Source organism: Erysipelatoclostridium sp. An173, assembly GCF_963931465.1.
In the GTDB taxonomy this organism is placed as follows: domain Bacteria; phylum Bacillota_I; class Bacilli_A; order Erysipelotrichales; family Coprobacillaceae; genus Thomasclavelia; species Thomasclavelia merdavium.
On the sequence record NZ_OZ007017.1, the window covers coordinates 1,400,022 to 1,419,328 of the forward strand.

At 39.4% G+C, this 19,307-nt stretch carries 19 protein-coding genes and 2 pseudogenes; 2 read left to right on the forward strand and 19 right to left on the reverse strand.

Annotation, left to right across the window (positions count from 1 at the left end; genetic code table 11):
* Positions 1-382: 382 nt before the first annotated feature.
* Positions 383-1,177, reverse strand: a complete 795-nt coding sequence (locus ABGT36_RS07090) for a hypothetical protein (protein ID WP_346677414.1) — start codon at positions 1,175-1,177, stop codon at positions 383-385.
* Between the two features lie 77 nt (positions 1,178-1,254).
* Positions 1,255-1,725, reverse strand: a complete 471-nt coding sequence (locus tag ABGT36_RS07095; RefSeq protein WP_346677416.1) for a flotillin family protein — start codon at positions 1,723-1,725, stop codon at positions 1,255-1,257.
* Positions 1,726-1,960: 235 nt separating this feature from the next.
* Between ABGT36_RS07095 and tnpA the strand changes: the two are divergent.
* Together tnpA and ABGT36_RS07105 are read left to right on the forward strand one after the other, a co-directional pair.
* Positions 1,961-2,359: pseudogene (gene tnpA / locus ABGT36_RS07100) on the forward strand (IS200/IS605 family transposase).
* A gap of 19 nt (positions 2,360-2,378) precedes the next feature.
* Positions 2,379-3,554, forward strand: a complete 1,176-nt coding sequence (locus ABGT36_RS07105) for a hypothetical protein (RefSeq protein ID WP_346677417.1) — start codon at positions 2,379-2,381, stop codon at positions 3,552-3,554.
* A 306-nt stretch (positions 3,555-3,860) separates the two neighbouring features.
* On the opposite strand, the gene istB is transcribed toward ABGT36_RS07105, so the two are convergent.
* The 17 genes and pseudogenes from istB to ABGT36_RS07190 form a co-directional block, all read right to left on the reverse strand.
* Complete coding sequence (istB, locus tag ABGT36_RS07110; protein WP_346676893.1) at positions 3,861-4,613, reverse strand: IS21-like element helper ATPase IstB; 753 nt, start codon at positions 4,611-4,613, stop codon at positions 3,861-3,863.
* A gap of 26 nt (positions 4,614-4,639) precedes the next feature.
* Entirely contained in the window at positions 4,640-5,854 is a 1,215-nt protein-coding gene (istA, locus tag ABGT36_RS07115; RefSeq protein ID WP_346677418.1) for an IS21 family transposase, read from the reverse strand.
* A gap of 660 nt (positions 5,855-6,514) precedes the next feature.
* Positions 6,515-7,096: a ribonuclease H family protein gene (locus tag ABGT36_RS07120; RefSeq protein ID WP_346678633.1), complete on the reverse strand. Its 582-nt coding sequence runs from the start codon at positions 7,094-7,096 to the stop codon at positions 6,515-6,517.
* Positions 7,097-7,346: 250 nt separating this feature from the next.
* The gene (locus ABGT36_RS07125) at positions 7,347-9,545 is read right to left on the reverse strand and encodes an ABC transporter permease (RefSeq protein ID WP_346677420.1); all 2,199 of its coding nucleotides are present in this window, start codon (positions 9,543-9,545) and stop codon (positions 7,347-7,349) included.
* Positions 9,546-9,549: 4 nt separating this feature from the next.
* Positions 9,550-10,230 (reverse strand): ABC transporter ATP-binding protein, encoded by a 681-nt coding sequence (locus ABGT36_RS07130; protein WP_346677422.1) that lies wholly within the window; start codon positions 10,228-10,230, stop codon positions 9,550-9,552.
* A 60-nt stretch (positions 10,231-10,290) separates the two neighbouring features.
* Entirely contained in the window at positions 10,291-11,478 is a 1,188-nt protein-coding gene (locus ABGT36_RS07135) for a HAMP domain-containing sensor histidine kinase (protein WP_346677424.1), read from the reverse strand.
* A complete protein-coding gene (locus tag ABGT36_RS07140) occupies positions 11,475-12,146 on the reverse strand; it encodes a response regulator transcription factor (protein WP_346677426.1) in 672 nt (223 codons plus the stop codon). Before ABGT36_RS07140 ends, ABGT36_RS07135 begins: the two co-directional genes overlap by 4 nt.
* Complete coding sequence (locus tag ABGT36_RS07145) at positions 12,139-12,336, reverse strand: helix-turn-helix domain-containing protein (RefSeq protein WP_346677427.1); 198 nt, start codon at positions 12,334-12,336, stop codon at positions 12,139-12,141. The genes ABGT36_RS07140 and ABGT36_RS07145 overlap by 8 nt, the downstream gene beginning before the upstream one ends.
* Positions 12,337-12,434: 98 nt before the next feature.
* Positions 12,435-12,815: a TnpV protein gene (locus ABGT36_RS07150; RefSeq protein WP_346677428.1), complete on the reverse strand. Its 381-nt coding sequence runs from the start codon at positions 12,813-12,815 to the stop codon at positions 12,435-12,437.
* Positions 12,816-12,971: 156 nt separating this feature from the next.
* Entirely contained in the window at positions 12,972-14,669 is a 1,698-nt protein-coding gene (locus ABGT36_RS07155) for a recombinase family protein (RefSeq protein ID WP_346678635.1), read from the reverse strand.
* Positions 14,666-14,857 (reverse strand): hypothetical protein, encoded by a 192-nt coding sequence (locus ABGT36_RS07160; protein WP_346677430.1) that lies wholly within the window; start codon positions 14,855-14,857, stop codon positions 14,666-14,668. Before ABGT36_RS07160 ends, ABGT36_RS07155 begins: the two co-directional genes overlap by 4 nt.
* Positions 14,858-14,879: 22 nt before the next feature.
* On the reverse strand, positions 14,880-15,104 hold the full coding sequence (locus ABGT36_RS07165) for a PC4/YdbC family ssDNA-binding protein (protein WP_337493430.1): 225 nt from the start codon (positions 15,102-15,104) through the stop codon (positions 14,880-14,882).
* Between the two features lie 44 nt (positions 15,105-15,148).
* Positions 15,149-16,009: a ParB/RepB/Spo0J family partition protein gene (locus ABGT36_RS07170; protein ID WP_346677432.1), complete on the reverse strand. Its 861-nt coding sequence runs from the start codon at positions 16,007-16,009 to the stop codon at positions 15,149-15,151.
* Between the two features lie 8 nt (positions 16,010-16,017).
* Positions 16,018-16,305, reverse strand: a pseudogene (locus ABGT36_RS07175) (plasmid recombination protein); the annotation flags it as partial.
* Between the two features lie 185 nt (positions 16,306-16,490).
* Positions 16,491-16,910, reverse strand: coding sequence for a hypothetical protein (locus ABGT36_RS07180; RefSeq protein WP_346677433.1), 420 nt, complete (start codon positions 16,908-16,910; stop codon positions 16,491-16,493).
* 806 nt (positions 16,911-17,716) lie between these two features.
* Positions 17,717-17,896: a hypothetical protein gene (locus tag ABGT36_RS07185; protein ID WP_346677434.1), complete on the reverse strand. Its 180-nt coding sequence runs from the start codon at positions 17,894-17,896 to the stop codon at positions 17,717-17,719.
* Between the two features lie 538 nt (positions 17,897-18,434).
* Complete coding sequence (locus tag ABGT36_RS07190; RefSeq protein WP_346677435.1) at positions 18,435-19,055, reverse strand: hydrolase; 621 nt, start codon at positions 19,053-19,055, stop codon at positions 18,435-18,437.
* Between the last annotated feature and the right edge of the window lie 252 nt (positions 19,056-19,307).

Here is a 19,307-nt window from a genome sequence, read left to right on the forward strand (position 1 = left end):
TACAAAATCCTAAATCATCATGCAATAATTATGGAATACAAAAAAACAGTAGAAGCAGTTAGGAAAGCTCTACTGTTTGGTCAAGTATTCAGAACAAATATTAAAGGACATATTAAATTTTATTGCTCCGAGTTTATTATATCAGTTAAAAATTATTGATTCAATACGCTATATTTACCTTTTTCCTTTTTGATTGGTTGGTCATTTTTTTGATTATCTTTACATTGTTTTCAGATTATTTTGCCTTCAGGTATTCCATTATATACATTAGAAAAATCCTCGCAAAAATCGTATTTTTCCTTGTATTTGAACTTTTCTATTTACCAGCAAGAGTACTCCGTCTGACCAACTGGATCAGTCGGAGGTGAATTGCCAACTCTTTTTATAATTGTTTATAACCACCACAATATCTTGCTCTTTTGATTGCATTTGTTTTCACCCCTTTTGATAAGTCTTCCAATACAATATACCTACCATAATTTACACAACCTTTAACTCGATATAATAAACCTTTGTAGAATATCATATCACCAGGACGATACTCATATCTGTCCTTTCTTATGGTTCGCCTTCCTTTTTTGATCTTATTACCACGATATTGACGTAAATTTTCTCCTGATAGATTTTTGTTTCGTGATACCCTGCCAGAACTTAGCTGTGCTCCTTTTTGTTTCTTGCCATCACGTTTATCGATGTAAGTGGCATCATATAATTTTTCAAGAATACGATTGTTTCTACGCATTTTCTGGTATACACGTATTTCAGCTCGTATCGATGGATGAACATCACCCATAGCATAGGCATCATTGACATGTGATTTTTCCAATCCTAAAAATTTTCGTTTTGCTTTAGTATAGGCTCCATAAGTGAGATGAATATCAAGACCAGGTGCTATCTCTTTTGCACCACTATATATACGCCAACGTATCTGATTCATTACTGCTGCACCAGTAAGATCATGAAATTCTTTAGGTTCATAGCCATACAGCTTACCACCTTTTTCATGGTTTGCCTGTGTGTGACATTCTGTACAGCATGTTATAAGCTCGTCCAGCTGGCTACCATGTCGTCCTTGCCAATACAACGCATGATGAACACGTAATATAGCGCCATCTTTGATACCTTTATTACATATCTGACATGTGTATTGATCTCTGGTAAATACAGCCTCTCTCAATGTTTCGAGATTGTATTTAGGTCCGGTTACTAGTGCAACCTTTGAAATTGGTGCGTTTGATACACAGCGATTAGCCGCTATCCAAAAAGGAGAAGAACTACCTGAAGGTGAAGATTATCAAAAGGGACGATCTCTCTCATATTTCCTTCTAGTACTTCTCTTGCAACAGATGCAATATAATCGATAGAACGATTCAAAAAGTTTTGAGCTGCTAAAGCAATTTTTTCTGGATCATCAGAAATTTTAACATTAACAGCAGCATCTACATTAATGTTAATGTAATCCGCTGTTGGTACCGCAGAAGATGTTTTAACTTCAATTGAAACCAGATCCAACATCAACTCGTCTTTCTTTTCGAAGAATGGTATTTTAATACCAGCAGTACCAATTAACACTCTAGGCTTCTTTTTAAAACCTGAAATAATGTACGCTCTATTTGGAGATGCTTTAACATATCCAGTGAGCAAAATAATAATAATCAATACAATGATTGCCACAAGTATTATCGCACCAGCAATAATACCAGGATTTAAATTTAATAATTTCATTTGTTTTTTCCTCCTTAAATATAGAATTACAAAAAAATGAGCGGGAAAGCCCACGGTTTCAACCGTGGGATGAAAGCGAACATTTAAGAAAACAGTTATAGAAAATATTTTCTAATATGTTCTACAATTATTCGGATCGTTTTCTGTTTATTATATACTGTCTACATGATGATTGTTTTTATCAAAAATTCCTACAACTATTCGGATATTTGATCAAACATGATACTCTAAATTTATGATAGATAAATATAGAAGATCTAATACATGTATTTCAATGATCAATTATCATATTATCTTCTGCCCTCGATATAGAAGAAAGATATTTGATATACCTGATGTTGAATCACGTTTGAAAGAAATTATTATTGAAGTCTGCAATAATAATGATATTAAAATAATTGCAATGGAATGTGATAGGGATCATATTCATTTATTTGTTAATGCATCTCCAAACATCAGGGTATCAGAAATAGTAAAGATCTTAAAAGGCTGTACTTCCATAAAATTAAGAAAAGAATTCAAACAGCTGAGGAAAATGCCATCGCTTTGAACAAAATCTTATTTTGTCAGTACAGCTGGTGATGTAAGTTCATCAACTATCAAACGGTATATTGAAAATCAGAAAAACAAATGATAGAAAGGCAGGTGTAATAATGCATACTTTGACGATTCCACTAAAAACAACAAAATATGACAGACAGATTATGATCAAAAGATTCTATGCTGCAAGTAAAGTCCATAATACGATCGTCAAGCATGCAAGAAAACTGCTGATTCAGCTCGATCATGATAAAGAATATCAGGAACTGCGTGACAGTTATATCGGGTTCAACGATCCTGATCATAAACTGTCAAAGGATGAAGAGAAACTTAAAAAATCACTAGCCAGACAGATGAACATCATCAGAAAAAACTATTGTTTGACCGAACATGCATTACAGGCATACATCAAAAAAAGCGGTCCAAAATATAGAAAATGCCTTTCTTCACAGCAGCTCCAGAAGATAGCAACCAGAGTATGGAAGGGTGTCGAAAACATCCTTTTCAACAGTGGTGAAGAACTGCATTTTAAACCTAACAGCAGATATCTCAATATTGGTGGCAAAAGCAATGCTAATGGTGCTAAGTTCGATAAAGAAACGATGACAGTCAGCTGGCTTGGCCTTGAAATGAAATGCAAGATTAAACAAAATAAAAAGAATCCTGCCTATATCGAACAGAGCCTTGATCATAAGATCAAATACTGTGAGATCTCAAGAAAGATGTTTTCGGATGGCTGGCATTATTATGTCATCATCTATCTTGATGGTGAAGCACCTAAAAAGATCAGTAAAACTGGTAAAGGACGTATGGGAATCGATCCTGGTGTTTCTACGATGGCATGCGTTGGTGATGATGTCATGATCCTTGAGGAACTGGCACCTCGCTGTAAGGAATATAATGAAAAGATCGTCAAGCTGCAACGTAGCATCGATATTTCGCAGAGGATAACCAATCCCAACAAATATAAATCTGATGGTACATTCAAAGAAGGAAATAAAGACAAGTGGATATTTTCCAAAACCTGTCTGAAGAAGAAAAGACTGCTGACGGCAGTATACAGGCAGAAAGCAGCATATATCAAGCAGTGTCATGAGATACTGGCCAACAGACTGATAATGACTGCTGATGAATTCATCGTTGAAAAGATGAATTTCAAGGCACTGCAAAAGAAAACAAAGAAAACCAAGAAAAAGCAGGAATACACACCATTCAAAAAGAATGATGGTACGATCATCATGATCCGCAAATTAAAGAAAAAAAAAGCGCTATGGCAAGAGCATGAATAATAGAGCACCTGCCTCACTGCTGACGATACTTAAAAGAAAATGCGAATTATATAGTGCTGCCTTTGAATATATCGATACAAAAGAATTCAAAGCCAGTCAGTATGATCATATAAGTGATACCTGCATAAAATGTTCCATCAATCAAAGGATAAAAATAATTGGAGATCATAAAGTGCAGCGGGATCTGTACAGTGCCTATCTGATAAAAAATACCAATGAAGAGCTTAACTTCACCGATCGCGATAAGTGTATAAGAGGATTTTGTTAATGTCAATATAAAATTTACCAAAAGTGTTAGTTTAATTTTCACCAGTTCTGGTTGTTATGATCATCATCCTCAATCATGGATATCTTATCCTTTGTTCGATATGACCTTCCTGTGATATTTATGATATGTGAATGATGAATAAGTCTGTCTAAGATTGCATTCGCTAATACATTATCACCAAAAACCTCTCCCCATCGTGACAGTGATTTGTTGGTTGTTATGATTGTTGAATGTTTCTCATACCTTTTTGTTATCAATTGAAAAAGAAGATTCGATGATTCGCTATCCAGCGGAAGAAACCCTACCTCATCTATGATAAGTAGCTTATATTTTGCAAAGAATTTCAATCGTGTTTCTAGTCTGTTTTCTAGATGGGCTCTTTTTAGCTGTAGGATGAGATCATTGCAGTTTATGAAATATGTACTGTTTCTGTTTTTCGCTGCTTCTATTCCAATTGATGTCGCCAGATGTGTTTTTCCTACACCTGGGGTTCCAATGAGAAGAATATTTTCTGTTTTTTCCATAAATCTGAGATTTCTAAAATCAAGTATCTGCTCCTTGCTGATCGAAGGCTGATATGAAAAATCAAAATCCTCAAATGTTTTTATATATGGGAAATTGGCCACCTTCACGCATGCGTTCATCGCTCGTTCATTCCTAAGTTCCATTTCAAAATTAGTCAGTTCATATAGTGCTTCCACCATATCCTTCTTTCCTTCATTTACCATGCTTATATATGTATCTAAATATTCTCTTATGCGATCGAGCTTCAATGTTTCCAGATTGTTCATGAGCCTGTTATAGTTTGTTGCCATCCTTATTTACCTATCCTTTCAAGCAGTTTTAAATTTTCTTCTGCAATTGCATCGATATCTATATCCTTGTTGCAGATTGTATGATGCAGTGCCTCCTGATAATGATCGTGTTTGTAGTTGAATTTATTTTTGTTTATTTGATGTACTGTCACAAGTTCTGTGTTAAAATATACATAAAGTTTATTTTCAATTGGTACTAGCTTGACTCTTTTGTTGATAAACTTTGTAGGAACGGAATATCCAGATCCATTGTAGGTAACCAGTAGTGTTGGTGGCACTATCTGCGTAATGACATTATCTACATAGCTATCGAGCATCACTTTGTTTGGTAAGGGTCTGAGATATTCCTTTTCTTTTTCAAAGAGAACATGCGGCGGCATATTCGTTGTCTGATTGATGGTGTTATTGACTCGTCTATTGATCTTTTCAATAAGATGGATAAGTTCTTCTTCATTTTCAATCTCGCCATCATATGCATTCAGCCAGGAAATGAATCTGTTGGCTGATTCATCTTTTCCTTTTGTCTGTGGACTTCTTGTTTTGCATAGCCTTATCTTCATGCCGCTATCCTTTTCAAAGGCTCTGATTTTCTGATGCTTTCTTTTAGAGCCATTAGTAATGCTCACTACAGCTGTCATATTGTCAGTAAGTATATGTTCAGGGGTTCCTCCAAGCCTGTATAAGGTATCGATGATGCATCTAAGGAAGTCTTCAGTTGTTTTTCCTTTGGTATAGACAAATATATGTTCACGTGAATAGCCAAGTGTAGATGTCATGAGATTGAATTCTATGACTTCACCATGAATGGTCGTCATTCTAAGATTTTCTTTCCAGTCTACCTGCAATTGTTGGCCAGGCCTTGTTTCATATCTGACATGAGGCTTGACAGTTTTTTGTGGCTTCATATCACGTTTCCAAGTGTAATATTTAAAATTATTGTAAGTTCCGATATTGTCCTCACCATACCTGTCTAGAAGATACTCATATGCAGCACGTTTATGAACACCAGGCTTCTCAAACAATCTAGTGATTTCATCGCTATATTTATCCAGAATACTTTTTCTAGGTTTACGTTCCACTTTTTTTATTCCTCCTTCACGCCAGTATTTAGCTACTGTATGTCTATCCATATCGTAGATTCTGGCAAGTTCGCTAAAGTTTGGTTTAATATTCATTTGTTTCAAAATTAATAAATCTCCTATAATATTTCTTTCCATAATAATCTCCTGTATTTGAATACAGAAGATTCTATCAAAAAAGATAACCTTAGGATAGTTTTTCATTACCGAAACTGGTAATTATTATACCAACCTTTTTGGTTATCTTTATTTTACTATTAACAGATTTGATAATTTTATAGTGATGCATGATAAATTGATTGACAGTATGAAGAAAATGGGAACAAGCATGAAACAATGTTTCGGATTTTAAACAAATTGGCTAAATGATACAAAATAACAAGTAAATCAACAAAAATAAAAACACAGGTCAAGACATGACCTTTCGACTGGAGTGTAGGACACTGGTTCGAACTACAATAGTCGATAAATCCTGAAAGAATCAGTTATATCCATATCTATATGGTATGGTGATACTGAGTGAATATAAGGAACCCCACGGTTTTAACTGTGGGAGGATGTCAGATCTTGATATTACAAAATTTAATTATTTAACCGAATAATTGAAACAAAAAAAGAATAAAAGGTGCTTATGTTGCACCGGTTAAAACATTAATTATTTTCTATCTGGCTTTTTGGATGTCGTCATAATACAGCAGACAAGCCATCCGATGACAGTTCCAATCGCTAAACAGATAAAGTTTAAAATCATTTGTTATCACCATCTTTCTTTAATTATAATTTGATTTAAGATATTAATCAGTAGATACCAACGGCTTGTTTAGCTAGATCATCAGCAATTTCGTTGTACTTGTTTCCAGCATGAGCCTTAACTTTTTTAAACTCAATAATAATATCTTTCGAATTTTCATCAATAAATTTCTTATAAGCTTTTGTGCCTTCTTTATTTCTTTTCCACTCGCCAGTTGCCCAGCATTCAATCCCAGCATAATCATAGTGAATTGTAATCAGCTTGTATCCCATACTGATTGCTGATTTAACGGCAATCATACTGGCATTAACTTCTCCACCTACATTATTCATTTCCAGATAAGGCGGTTCGCTTCCTTTACAGCTTAACGTTGACACTTCTTCTCCATCTAAATTGATCATGATAATTCCGCTACCATAGAAACCCGGAACATAGCTTCCATCAACATAAGCGAATACCTTTTCTTCGTCTTTGATAGAATCAGCATCAAAATCAGTATTGTTAATTACAGCATATTTCTTTTTACCATTCCCAATGAACTTCTCAGCTTCTTCCCTGGTTTGAAATGATTTGAATTTAGCCCCTGAAAAGCCAATTACTTGAGTTTTGCATTCATCCCAGGTCGTTATAAGTAAAAACTCTTCTTATGTCAGATACACTTTTTTTAACTCTAGTACGATAATTCTTAACTTTTCTCTGATTCTTGTAATCCTCATAACGGTTTTCTCCCAAACCGCCATAAAATAGGGATAAATATCAAAAGCGGCGGCCTTGAAATATTCTTCAAAGCCGCCGTATCCTTTTGGGCGTGACGATTGTCTGCTGCATGACGGCTTTTTTTCTTTTGCCGTCGTCCGGCAGGGCAATATTCATATTGATTTATATCATATAGTCGCTTCGCAAAGCTTCTACCAGATCGCACTTCAAGATTTGCCTGCCACCCAGGTAATATGCCAGTGCGACAAAGCCCAAAAGTGCCACGATAAAAAGTAGGATGGGAACAATGGGGGCCACTGACAAAAATTCCATTGGATTCAGGTAGCTTGCCGTTATCATCAACCACACAAACACAACCGTAATCGGCAACGTGATCAGAACGGGGCGACCCGCTATAACGAGGGCTTCGATCCAAAACATTTTTCGCATACCTTCTGGCGTCATGCCAATGGACATATATCTCGCAAATTCTCTTTTCCTTTGCCGGATAAATCCCAACGTGTTGGAAAATACATTAGCAATCCCGATGAAGGCCAGCAACACACACAGCGCCCCAATTATCAGTTTGTATCCGTTCAGCATGGCATCATTGTCTATCTTTTCCTGAATCCGGTTTTCTACCTCGAAAGAAATGTCATGCCCCAGCACATTCGTCAGCTCGGTTTCAATCATACTCAGTTCTGTCAGGGTTCTTTCTTTTTCTGAAAGAATGCGGATATAGGTGTCTGGTTCAGCATTTCCAATCGTCTCTTCGATTTGTTTCCAGGTGGAAAGCGACACAAATTGGACTAAAGCATAGTTATCATATTCTTCTCTCAAAACCGGCGGCTCCTTTGTAAAGCCCAAAACCGGAATCTCCACAGTTGCAGCCGCATCTTCCAGGTTTTGTAAAGTCATCGTGTCCTGGTTCTCTGACAGAAACGGAACATATTCTTTGTATCTGAAATTGCTGTTTATGTTGTCCCAAATACGGTTCAAAACAACGCTCCCGTTTTCCGCTGAGGAAACGCCAATCTGCTCACAATACGTGGCAAAGCTGCTGTCGTCCATGATTACAATAGGAGCCTGAATGGTATAAATCCCATCTGCCATACTGACATCGCTTCCGGCGATTGTTTCAAGACCACCCAGACTTTTTACTTCTTCGCTGACAGCGTCCGCCCCAATAGAACAAACGGCGTTTGCCTTTTGATAAATCACACTGTCTGTATCAGCCAAAGCATGGATTTCATCCGTATGAGAGAAGTCCTCAATCCTTGTGTCCTCAAGCGTTGCCATCACATCCCAGGCATCCTGGTAGCGTTCAAAATAGGTATGGTTTGTACTGATTCCAGAGAGAGTAAAAAAACTCAGCATGAGAGCAAAGCCCAGAAAGGAAAGGGTCAACGACAGCGTGGCGGTTCGCAGAGATTTTTTCTGTGCTTTCAGCGCATTCCCGGCAAGTTCCCCTTCGGTTCCAAATAAAAGCGCAAGAATACGGGATTTTTTTCTCCGTTTTAGCTGTAATTCTCCCGTATTTTTTATGGCTTCCAGTGGGGTCATCTTGCTCAATTTCCTGGCTGGCAGCCAAGCAGAAATCAGCACCGTCAAAAACGAGGTCAGAATCGTGACTGCAAACACCAGCGGATGATAGGCAAAGGCAGCTTCATGTCTGCCGACAATACCATCGGCGAGAATATTGACTGCCTGGATGGCTCCGAAGGTCAAAGCGATTCCGACAAAACTTCCGATCAAAACAGGAATCACGCAAAGCATCGCCGCTTCCTGTAAAAGACAGGTGCGAATTTGCCCCGGCGTTGCCCCAATGCTGGAAAAGATACCAAACTGATGTACACGGGCATTCATAGATACAGCAAACGAGTTATGAATGATTAAAATCAAAGACACCGACACAAGCAGGAGTACAAAGAGATAAAAAGCCATCAATAAGGGCGGATTGCTGTCCTGCGGATCGTTGATGAAATAACTTGACAACAGTGATTCATGATACGATACGGAAGTTTCAGGAATACCTAACTGCTGGGCGATAAGAGGCATATCCTGATACACAGCCCTCATGTTATCAAAGCAAATATCAACTACAAGAGTTTGATCGCCTGACAAATCCTCATTGATTATTGCCGTTTTTACATTGGCGAAATTTTCAATTTCAGACACTTCATCTTCTTCGAACGCCCCGCTGATGCGTCCCTGCCAATTTCCTTCTTCTGAAACAACAGATTCTATTTCATAATTCCAGAAGTTATAAAACAAACCGCACAGCAAAGAAAGAAATAGAGCAGAAATAAACGCCGCAACCAGAACGGATACGCTGGAAGCTCGATTCTTTTTGATGAATCCTATCGAATAGTCTTTCCACATATCCTTACCTCCGTTTCTGATCGCCGACAATTTTCCCGTCCTCTATGGTAATAACGCGATCCGCCTCCAATGCGATCTTTTCATCATGGGTAATCAAAAGAATCGTCTGTTTCAGGTTACGGTTAGATAATTTTAGCAAGTCAATAATTTCCTCTCCGTTTTTCCGATCCAGGTTGCCGGTCGGTTCATCAGCAAGCAACAGCGCCGGGCGATAGATCAAAGAACGGGCGATAGCAACTCGCTGCTGCTGTCCGCCGGAAAGCTGGCTGGGCAGCGATTCCAGTTTATCTTCGATTCCCAGGGAATGTACAATCTGCTCAAAGTATTCTTTATTGGGTTTGCGTTTGTCTAACAGGAGCGGCATGAGTATATTTTTTCGGATGGTAAGGGTGGGGATCAGGTTATAAAACTGATAGACCAACCCAACCTTTCTGCGCCGGAAAATGGCTGCCTGTGTTCGGTTCATGGCAGATAGTTCTGTCCCCTCTATCAAGACTTTCCCTTCTGTCGGCTTATCCACACTTCCCAAAATATGCAACAGTGTAGATTTTCCCGAACCGGATGCCCCTACGATTGCTACAAATTCTCCTTTTTGTACGGACAAGTCAATGTGATCCAACGCCACGACCTGATTGTTTCCAGAGCCATATACCTTTCGGACATTTTCACATTTTAGTATTTCCATGTCACTTTCTCCTCTCTACTAAATGGTCTTGCGTACAGTATAACAAAGTAAAGTGACATCTCAGTGACTGTATATCCTTATTTCAAAACAAGCACCGCCATTTTGCAAGTTGCAGGCGGTTATGGTTCCGTTCTGCAATTCAAAAATGGAACGGGCAAGAGCCAGGCCAATTCCAATTCCATCTCCAATCGCACACCGTCCCCGATAAAAACGATCAAAAAGATGCGGTAAGTCCTCTGTGTCAAAACCAGCCCCGTCATCCCATACCCGAATTTCTACATAGAGAGGATTGCCTGAGTAGTCACAATGGACTACGCCGCCCGGTTTGGAATGTTCCATACAATTCTTTATGAGATTGATGAGGGCTTCCATTGTCCACTCTAAATCCCCCAAAAACTCAATACATCCATTTTCTGGAATTTCAACAGTAATATGATTTTTCCGCAATAAATCGTTCAGATTATCTGCCGCCAAATTTAATACCGTATAAAGATCGACCTTTTCCCGTTTGAGCGGCAGCGTTCCAGCATCAATTTTGGAAAGCATAAGCAACGATTCTTCCAAACGGTTTAATCGTTTCAACTGCTGTTTGACCTGTTTTGCGTAAGCCCCTGGAATTTCTTTTTCCATAAGCTGCAACGACAAAAAGGCCGCTGTGATCGGCGTTTTCAGTTGATGTGCGATATTAGCCAGGTTCTCTGCAAAATTTTTCTTTGAGGCAACTGCCGTTTCTCTTGTTTGATAAAGCATCGTGACAGTTTTGTATATTTCGTCCTGCAAATGGGAATATTCATCTTCCTTCGTCTGTATCAATGTCCCGCCAGCACCGATATTAACCTGCTCTAAATACTCGGTCAAATCATCAATCCTCTTTCGATTTTTTCTGTGGGACAGAAAGATTCCAGCCCCAAAAGCACAAGCGGTCGCAAGGGAAAATAGAATCGGGAAAAGCACTGTATCCAGCGGAAAATCATAGCAAAAATCATCGATCCGGTATCCGTATTTTTCCAGATAATCGTTGCCTCTGAGTTCTTGTTCTGTCAATGAATGATAGTCTTTCAGAGCCGCTAATAGCTGCGGCTCTGCTTCAGGAGAATTTTCCAATATGGTTTCGCATAATGCCGAGGTGTGTTCAAATGCAATCTGCCGATACGTGTGCAGGAAGAAAGTGGCGGTAAATATCATGCCTGCCGCAAGAACAGCAAACGGAAAAATCAGAAGTATTTTTTGTTTCCATTTTTCGCTCATTGTGTGTCCTCCATGCGGTAGCCAAAACTTCGGATCGTTTTTAAGCAAGCTGGATGATTCAGCTTTTCCCGCAATCTTTTCATTGTGACCGTCAGCGTATTATCATTTACATAATTCCCGCTGCGATCCCAAACCTGCTCTAATAGCTGGTTTCTGGTGATCGTTTTTCCCTTGTTTTCCATCAGAATCAGCAGAATGCGGTACTCCGGCTGGCTTACAACGATTTCTTTCTGCCCGTCATAGACAGCCGTTTTCTCCTTATCCAACATTAGGTCATCGCAGAATAGCTTTGTGTCGGTTACGCTTGCAGTTCTTCGTAACAGTGCCAAAATACGAAAATACAAAACCGCAAGGTCAAAAGGTTTCACCACATAATCATCTGCCCCGTTTTGAAAGCCGGTAACAATGTCGTGGGAATCGCTACGGACTGTCAAATAGATAATAGGAAGGGCTTTCCATCTTTCCCGTATCCAGAGACATAATTCGTTTCCTTGCCCGTCAGGCATATTCCAGTCTAGTAAGACGACAGTAGGCAAGTGACCGATTAACGCTTTCCTGACATCGACAATTTTATTAAAAACAGCCACTTTGCAATTCTGATGCTCCAAATATTCTTTTACAGATTTGCCAATCATTTCATCATCTTCTGCATAATAAACTTCAATCATGATGTTCTCCTCCTGATTGCCCGGCAGATTTTCTCCGTCCGTCTAATGGTTTTGTTGCATTCTTTGGGATAAGCCAGACTGTCCCCATTTTTTCCGCACCTGGAATACGCCCTGCGGAACAATAATAATTGATCATCCGAGGGGAAATCTTCCAAATCCGGCTTGCTTCTTTTAATGTCATGTATTCCATATCATACCTCCTCGCTTTTAGATATATTATATTTTGAGAGAACGAAATAAGCAATACTTACTAAGTAAAACGGAGACTGTAACAACAGCCTCCATTTGTCAAAAATATTGATAAATCGTTTCCGTTAGCACAATTTCCTCCGCCTGCGCTTTCAGCGTGTTCATCATCTGCACCCAACGCATGGGGTCACTGGCTTTCAGTTCTTCGGTAACACCCGCCATCTCCATCATGCGGGGTAGCATGGCATCCATACGCTCCTGCGCCTGCCTGTCGATGTCGGCAAGGTAAGCGTTCAGCCTGCCGCTTGTGAACAGGGTTATGTAGGTGGCTCTGCGGTACTCTTTCAGATACCGCAAGTGCCGCTGCCCCCATACGCCTATGGACTGTTCTTTTTCGTCTGGCACGGTAAGGCAGGGGAGAAGATAATCCCCCTGCTGTTCATAAGCACCGCCCAACTGTTCAAAGATTGATTTCGTCATTGTCATTCCCTCCATTACCGTATTTTTATCTTTTTCGTCTTTGCGTACATGACCTTTATCAGCAGCTCGTCCACACAGTCCGTATATCTGCCTGCTGCAATCAGTTTGTTGCGGAAGTCAATCAGAGCATGGAGAACAAGCTGCCTTTCTTCCTCGCTAAGATACAAGTGATATTTTCCCATAGCCTTTCCTTTCTTTGAGAGGGCAGGTCTTTTTCCTGCAAGGGTGTTTCAGCACCTTTGCGGAAAATACCCGTTCCCCTATGTAGCCGCCGAAGCGGTAACAGATTTTAATCATCTGTTCTGCCCCGGCATTGGTTTCCGTGCGGTCATAGACCTCAATCCTCTCTACAAGGAGATTAAGATTTTCCGCAGTCAACTCCTGTATTCCCACATACTGTGCCATCAGTTCCGCCCACCTGAGAGCGTCCTGCTGATTGTTCTTAACCTCCTGCATGGCGGTTTCTAAAGCCTGTATCTGCCCTAAAAGCTGTTCCTGCTCGGTCTGGTACTTATCCATCAGACGGTTAAAATTCTCATGGGAGATACGCCCCGATACACTGTCCTCATACAGACGGTCAAACAGCCTTGTCACTTCCTCATACCGTTTCTTTGCCGCTTTCAGCCTGTCGGCGTTGTTTTTCCCCTTGCTCCCGTCCGCTTTGGCGTTCATCTTGATTGCCAGAGCCACCGCTTTTTCTCTGTCCTCATAGGCAAGGCGGGCGTGGTATTGAATATCCGCAAGCACCGCCTTGTATAAATCCTCATAGAAAATGCGGTGGTCTGTGCAGGCTTTGGTGTCGTGGGCGTAGGTGGTACACACATAAATCCTGTGTCTTTTCCCCGTCCAGTAGCGCAAGTCTAACGCCTTTCCGCAAGTGCCGCACTTCACAAGCCCCGCAAAGGGAGAGACAAAGTTATCGGTGGTATCCCGCCTGCGGCTCAAAATCTTCTCGTTTGCCCCGTCAAAGACCTCCTGCGTCACAAGCGGCTCATGGGTGTTTTCCACGGTAATCCAGTCCTCTTTTGGCACTTTCTTTGAGGCGTTGACCTTGAAGATACTCTCAGTCTTGCACATCACGCAATGCCCCAGATAGAGGGGATTGGAGATGATATTTCGTATGACGGTGTGCGACCACTCATACTTGTTCTCTGGATTTTCAAACCGCTTGGAGTAGTCCTTTTCGCCCCGGCTGTGCAGCCACCATGACGGGCAGGGTACTTGTTCCTCACGGAATACAACAGCGATTTTGTGCGTTCCCATGCCTGCGTTGGCAAGCTCAAAGATCCGTTTCACAATCCACGCTGTTTCTTCGTCCACGATCAGCCTGTTGTGGTTGTCGGGGGATTTGCGGTAGCCGATGGGATTAAAGGAAGAACGGTACAGCCCCGCTTTTGCCCTCGCTCGTATTGAGGAACGGATTTTGCGGGAATTATCCCGGCTGTAAAACTCGTTCATCACATTTTTCAGAGCCGCTATATCGTTGTTCTTGTTGGCGGTGTCCACACCGTCATTGACTGCGATATACCGCACATTCTTCATCGGGAAGTAAATCTCCGTGAAGTGTCCGACCTTTAGATGGTCACGCCCCAGACGGGATAAATCTTTCGTAATGACCACATCAATCTTGCCCGCCTCGATGTCATCGAGCATACGGTTAAAGCTCGGACGGTCAAAATTTAATCCGCTGTACCCATCGTCCACATAGATTTCCACCACCAGAAAGCCATGTTCCTTTGCGTACTGCGTCAGCATGGCTTTTTGCGTTTTGATACTCTCGCTGTCGCCCTGCAGCATATAGTCCTTTGATAAGCGGCAGTACAGAGCCGCCCTTAACTTAACATTGCCATTCAGCTCGCCTCCTTTGTATCTGTACTGCCCTCATTGTATTGCGGAAGTTTGATTATCTCAAAGGTGCGGGGAGAGGATTTTCCCCTCCGCACCTCGTTTACAAGCAGGGAAATAAATAATTCCCGCATATCTGCGCCGCCCGTGTAAACCGCCTGCACGATGATTTTCGGGCGCACCGCTGTCTTTGCCATAGGCATACCTCCCTTCAAAATCTCACTGCTTTAATTCCTTTTTCAGAGCCGCAAGGAGTTTCTCCGCCTCCGCCTTTGTCAGTGTAATGCCCTTGCCGCATTTCTCACGGGCAGGGGAAAAGCTGCGGATGTCGTACTTCGGCTCGTTCCCGTTCCACGCAATCAGGTTGATTTCCTTAGTATAGCCACTGTCGCCCGTGGAGAGGACAGCGATTTCCTTTACGATTTCATACTGGATTTCTTTCATCAAAGCCCCGTCCTTTCTGTCTGTTACCCGCCGAGAATAGAAGATTATCGGCTGTCACGGTTTCGTTTCCTCTGTAATTCACGCTCTAATAAGCGGATAATATAATTCTCCATCTGCTTTGGCGTTGTGCCTCTGGGGAAATATTTCCGCAGTTTGTCCATACCGATTTTCACGGTTTCCCTCTGGTTTGCCTTTTCCTCGGTCATAATCGCAAAGATGGTATCCATATCAAGCCGCCCCATCTGGCTTAACTTTTTCATGCGCTGCGCCTGCGAAAGAGAGGGGGTAGCGTCCTCACTCTCTATCGTAATCCGCAGGTTTTCCTGCTCGTCTTTCTTCAAAAAGGACAGTTCCACCGCAGGGGTAAGGGCAATCTGCCCCTCGTCCACCATCTGCAAAATCGGCGGGATTAACTCGGTCAGGCGGATATATCGCTGTACCTGTGTGCGGCTGTCTCCCGATTGCTTTGCTGTTGCCACTGTCTCCACGGAAGTCAACTTCTGCCCAACTTGGTCAGAAGTTAAATCCGTGCGGTATCCCTGCCTTTTCATCGCCTCCAACTTCATCTTGTAAGCGAAAGCCCGTTCGCTTGGCAGGATATTTTCCCTCTGGATATTGCTGTCCACAAGGGTAATAATCGCCCGGTCACGGTCTAAGGGCAAAACAAAAGCAGGGATTGTCTCTATCCCTGCAAGCTGTGAGGCACGGACACGCCGCTGCCCTGCGATGACTTCGTACCCGTTCCCGTCCTCTTTCGGGCGGATTATGATGGGCGTTACCACACCAAACTCCTTGATACTCTCAGAAAGTTCCATCAGCAGTTCGTCCTCCACCAGATGGAACGGGTTATCGGGGAACGGGTGTAAATCCGCAATCTTCAATACGGTAAAATCCTGTTTTTTCAATGGCTTTCCTACCTTTCTCTTGACTTATTTCTATTCGATTTCTGCAATTCTTCCAATACTTCGGGCGGGATTTTCCTAAGCAGGCGTTCCAACTGCTGATTGGTGCGCTGTAACTCAAATATCTTCTGGTTGGCTTTCTGCACCTTTAATTCCTCTGCGTATTTCTCGTCACGCAGCCGCCCCGCATAGTCGCTTTCCTGCCCGATTTTCTTTTTCAGGCTGTCGATATAGGCGCTCTGTTTCCCGATCTCCCGTGTAAACTTTTCCGCCTCCGGCAGCCATGCCGAAAGCAGGTCGTGAAGATTCCTGTTTTTCTTCCCTTTGCTACAGCATAATATTTCATCAGTCTTCTCCTTTCGAATTAATATACATATATGATACAGAAAACACGTATAATGCCGAATAATTGAAACAAATATACAAAGAAACCTGCTATTTCAAGCAGGCTCAAAATCATATTATTTTTTAAATAACATCATCATTAATTGATTAAAGCATCTTCAAATAAATCATTCAATTCAAATGCCTGAAGCTTATACAAAGAATCACAGTCATCATCTTCAGGAAATTTTCCATTCTTATCAGCAATAACAATACGCATGTATTTTTTGCCATCCTGTATATGAGATTCTACACGCAAATCGTTGGAAATAATTTTGCTCTTAATAATTTTTCCATCTTCAAACACTTCCCCAATCGCTATTCTGCTGATAAATTCACCAAAAAAGTAAGGAAAAAATCTCTCATCATCAGAAAACCATAATACAATCTGAATATCAGGATGTCCATAATATTTTTCCAAACCTTCTGTATATGCATTGCATGTACCGTTGATATAATAATGACCATTGACATTAGTTTTAACATGCAAATTTATTTTAATATTTTCTTCATTTTCCACAACATTTCACCTCTTTTAAATTCATTTTTTAAAAATCATCCAAACAATAAATCGTATAAATATAGCTATGGTAAGCAAGCCAAGAACAATTGACAAACATCCAAACAAAAACTTGATTCTCATTTAAAAACCTCCTATATTATTTTAATAATTGCAATATCATTAAATGAAGTGGATAGTATATATAGAAAAACCATTTATTATAAACAGAAATTTTGTATTTACTATTACTGGCTTTCTTTTCATCATAAAGGGTTAAAATAAACGGAACTACAAATACACCACCTGCCCATAGGAGTTCTGTTAAACCATTGCCATTAATTATAACAAACAGGCAATAGAATATAGAGATAATAGTATAAGCAACATTTCGTTTGTGAACATCTTTTCTATAAACATGAAATATCAATATCCAAGATGGTACGAATAAAAACCAATCACAGTAAATTGATAATGCTAGAAAAACTAGCATGTATATTATCTTATTTAATATCTCTTTTTCATGGTCAAATACATATATCATCATTAATCCCAGCAAAAGATTAGTTATTATGCTAAATTCTATTGTTATCAGTTCATATTTAAATATTGAATATGGAATCCACGATATTAGTGAAAACAACATCAATCTAAGTGCATACATATTCAAATTTGATGTATGATGATATCCCTCACATATGAAAAAGCACATGAGAGGAGCTGTTATTCTACCGATAAAATGAAATATATAGTTCATTATAATCATGTCAGGTATAAGGACAGTTACATGATCCAATGTCATTGCAATTATCGCTAGATATTTAAGATTATTCTTCGACATACTTTTGATTACGATAATCGATTGATATTATAAAATAATATCCCAGTTTTTCAGAACGTACTATTTTTTTGTTTGAAACTTTATACCCTTTTTTAGTCAGCTTATTTAATTTTTCAGAATATTCGTCTTCCGAGCGCATACAAAAAACTTCTTCTATTTTCTTCAAAAGATAAACCTCCTTTTTATTTTCTATAAATATCGTAGCAAAAACGAATCAAAGACCGAATAATTGAAAAAAATCTCTCTAACTTATTAGCTAAAGAGATTTGCTTTTTTTGAAATACAATTTATTAATTAATTGTACATTTGATTTTAATTAGATACTTTTCTTTTGATAGTCAATATGATTCCGGCACCTGCAATTGAAGCAAGAGTTAGAAAACAAATAAAGCTGACATCATCACCTGTAGATACTGATGTATAATTTTCTTTACTAGTATCATTTGATGCAGTATCAGAAACTTCAGAAGTGTTTTTATCAGCAACTGTTTTGTCAGATGTATCAGTAGCTGTAGTATCTTCTTCAGGATTTATCGACTATTGGAGTTCGGACCAGTGCCCTATGTTCCAGCCGAAAGGTCATGTCTTGACCTGTGTTTTTATTTTTGTTGATTTACTTGTTATTTTGTATCATTTAGCCAATTTGTTTAAAATCCGAAACATTGTTTCATGCTCTTTCCCATTTCTTCTTTTTCCTTTCTCAGTTATATATCCCTTTCATCAATCTTAGTTGCTTTTAAATCAGCTACGTGTAGCAATGCAGCTACTGGATAATTTTCCCATTCATTAAGAATGGAATAGTCTCCGCCAATAACTCTTTTATCAGAAAAACCCATATGAGTATTAATAGCTACTATTTCTTCATCGGTTAGTTTCATGAACTTCATTAACATTATTACTGATTTTTCACCATGTCCTAATGCAAACTTTTCATTTACTGCATAATATGGCTTTTTCACCCACAATCCTTTTTCTTTTACATTGCGTACATCTATTTTATAGTAGTTAGCTTTGCAAATATCATGAAACAGCGAAATGATCGTCAATGTCTCATAAACACTATCATCTAGTTCAGGCAGGTTACTGATTTGATGTTCTATTTTATATTCATAAATTAGTCTTTTGAATACATTTAAAGAGTGCATAGCTAAACCACCTCTACAGCATAAATGAAATCTAGTTGAAGCAGGTGCTTCAAAAAAGTCAGTTTCATTTTGAAGATAGTCCAATAAATCATTGATACCCTCACGTTTGATATGCTTATTGCACTGTTCGATAAATATCTCCTTGTTTTTTTCTACATTCAAGATTGTTGAATCGCTCATTAGTTATTTCACCTCCTATTTTTTATTTCATAAATAGTTTACAAAACTATAGCTATTTTCCGAATAATTGAAAAAAGGATAAAGAAAAAAATGGAAAATTAATTAAAATTTCCATTTTAATTTCATCATTGTCCTTTTGATTTATGCATTTTTACTTGAATTTTTTCAAAAAGAAAGGAATTGCGTATCTCCACACAATAAAGGTATGGAGTTTCGCAATTCCAATTTATATAAAATTAATCATCGAATAAA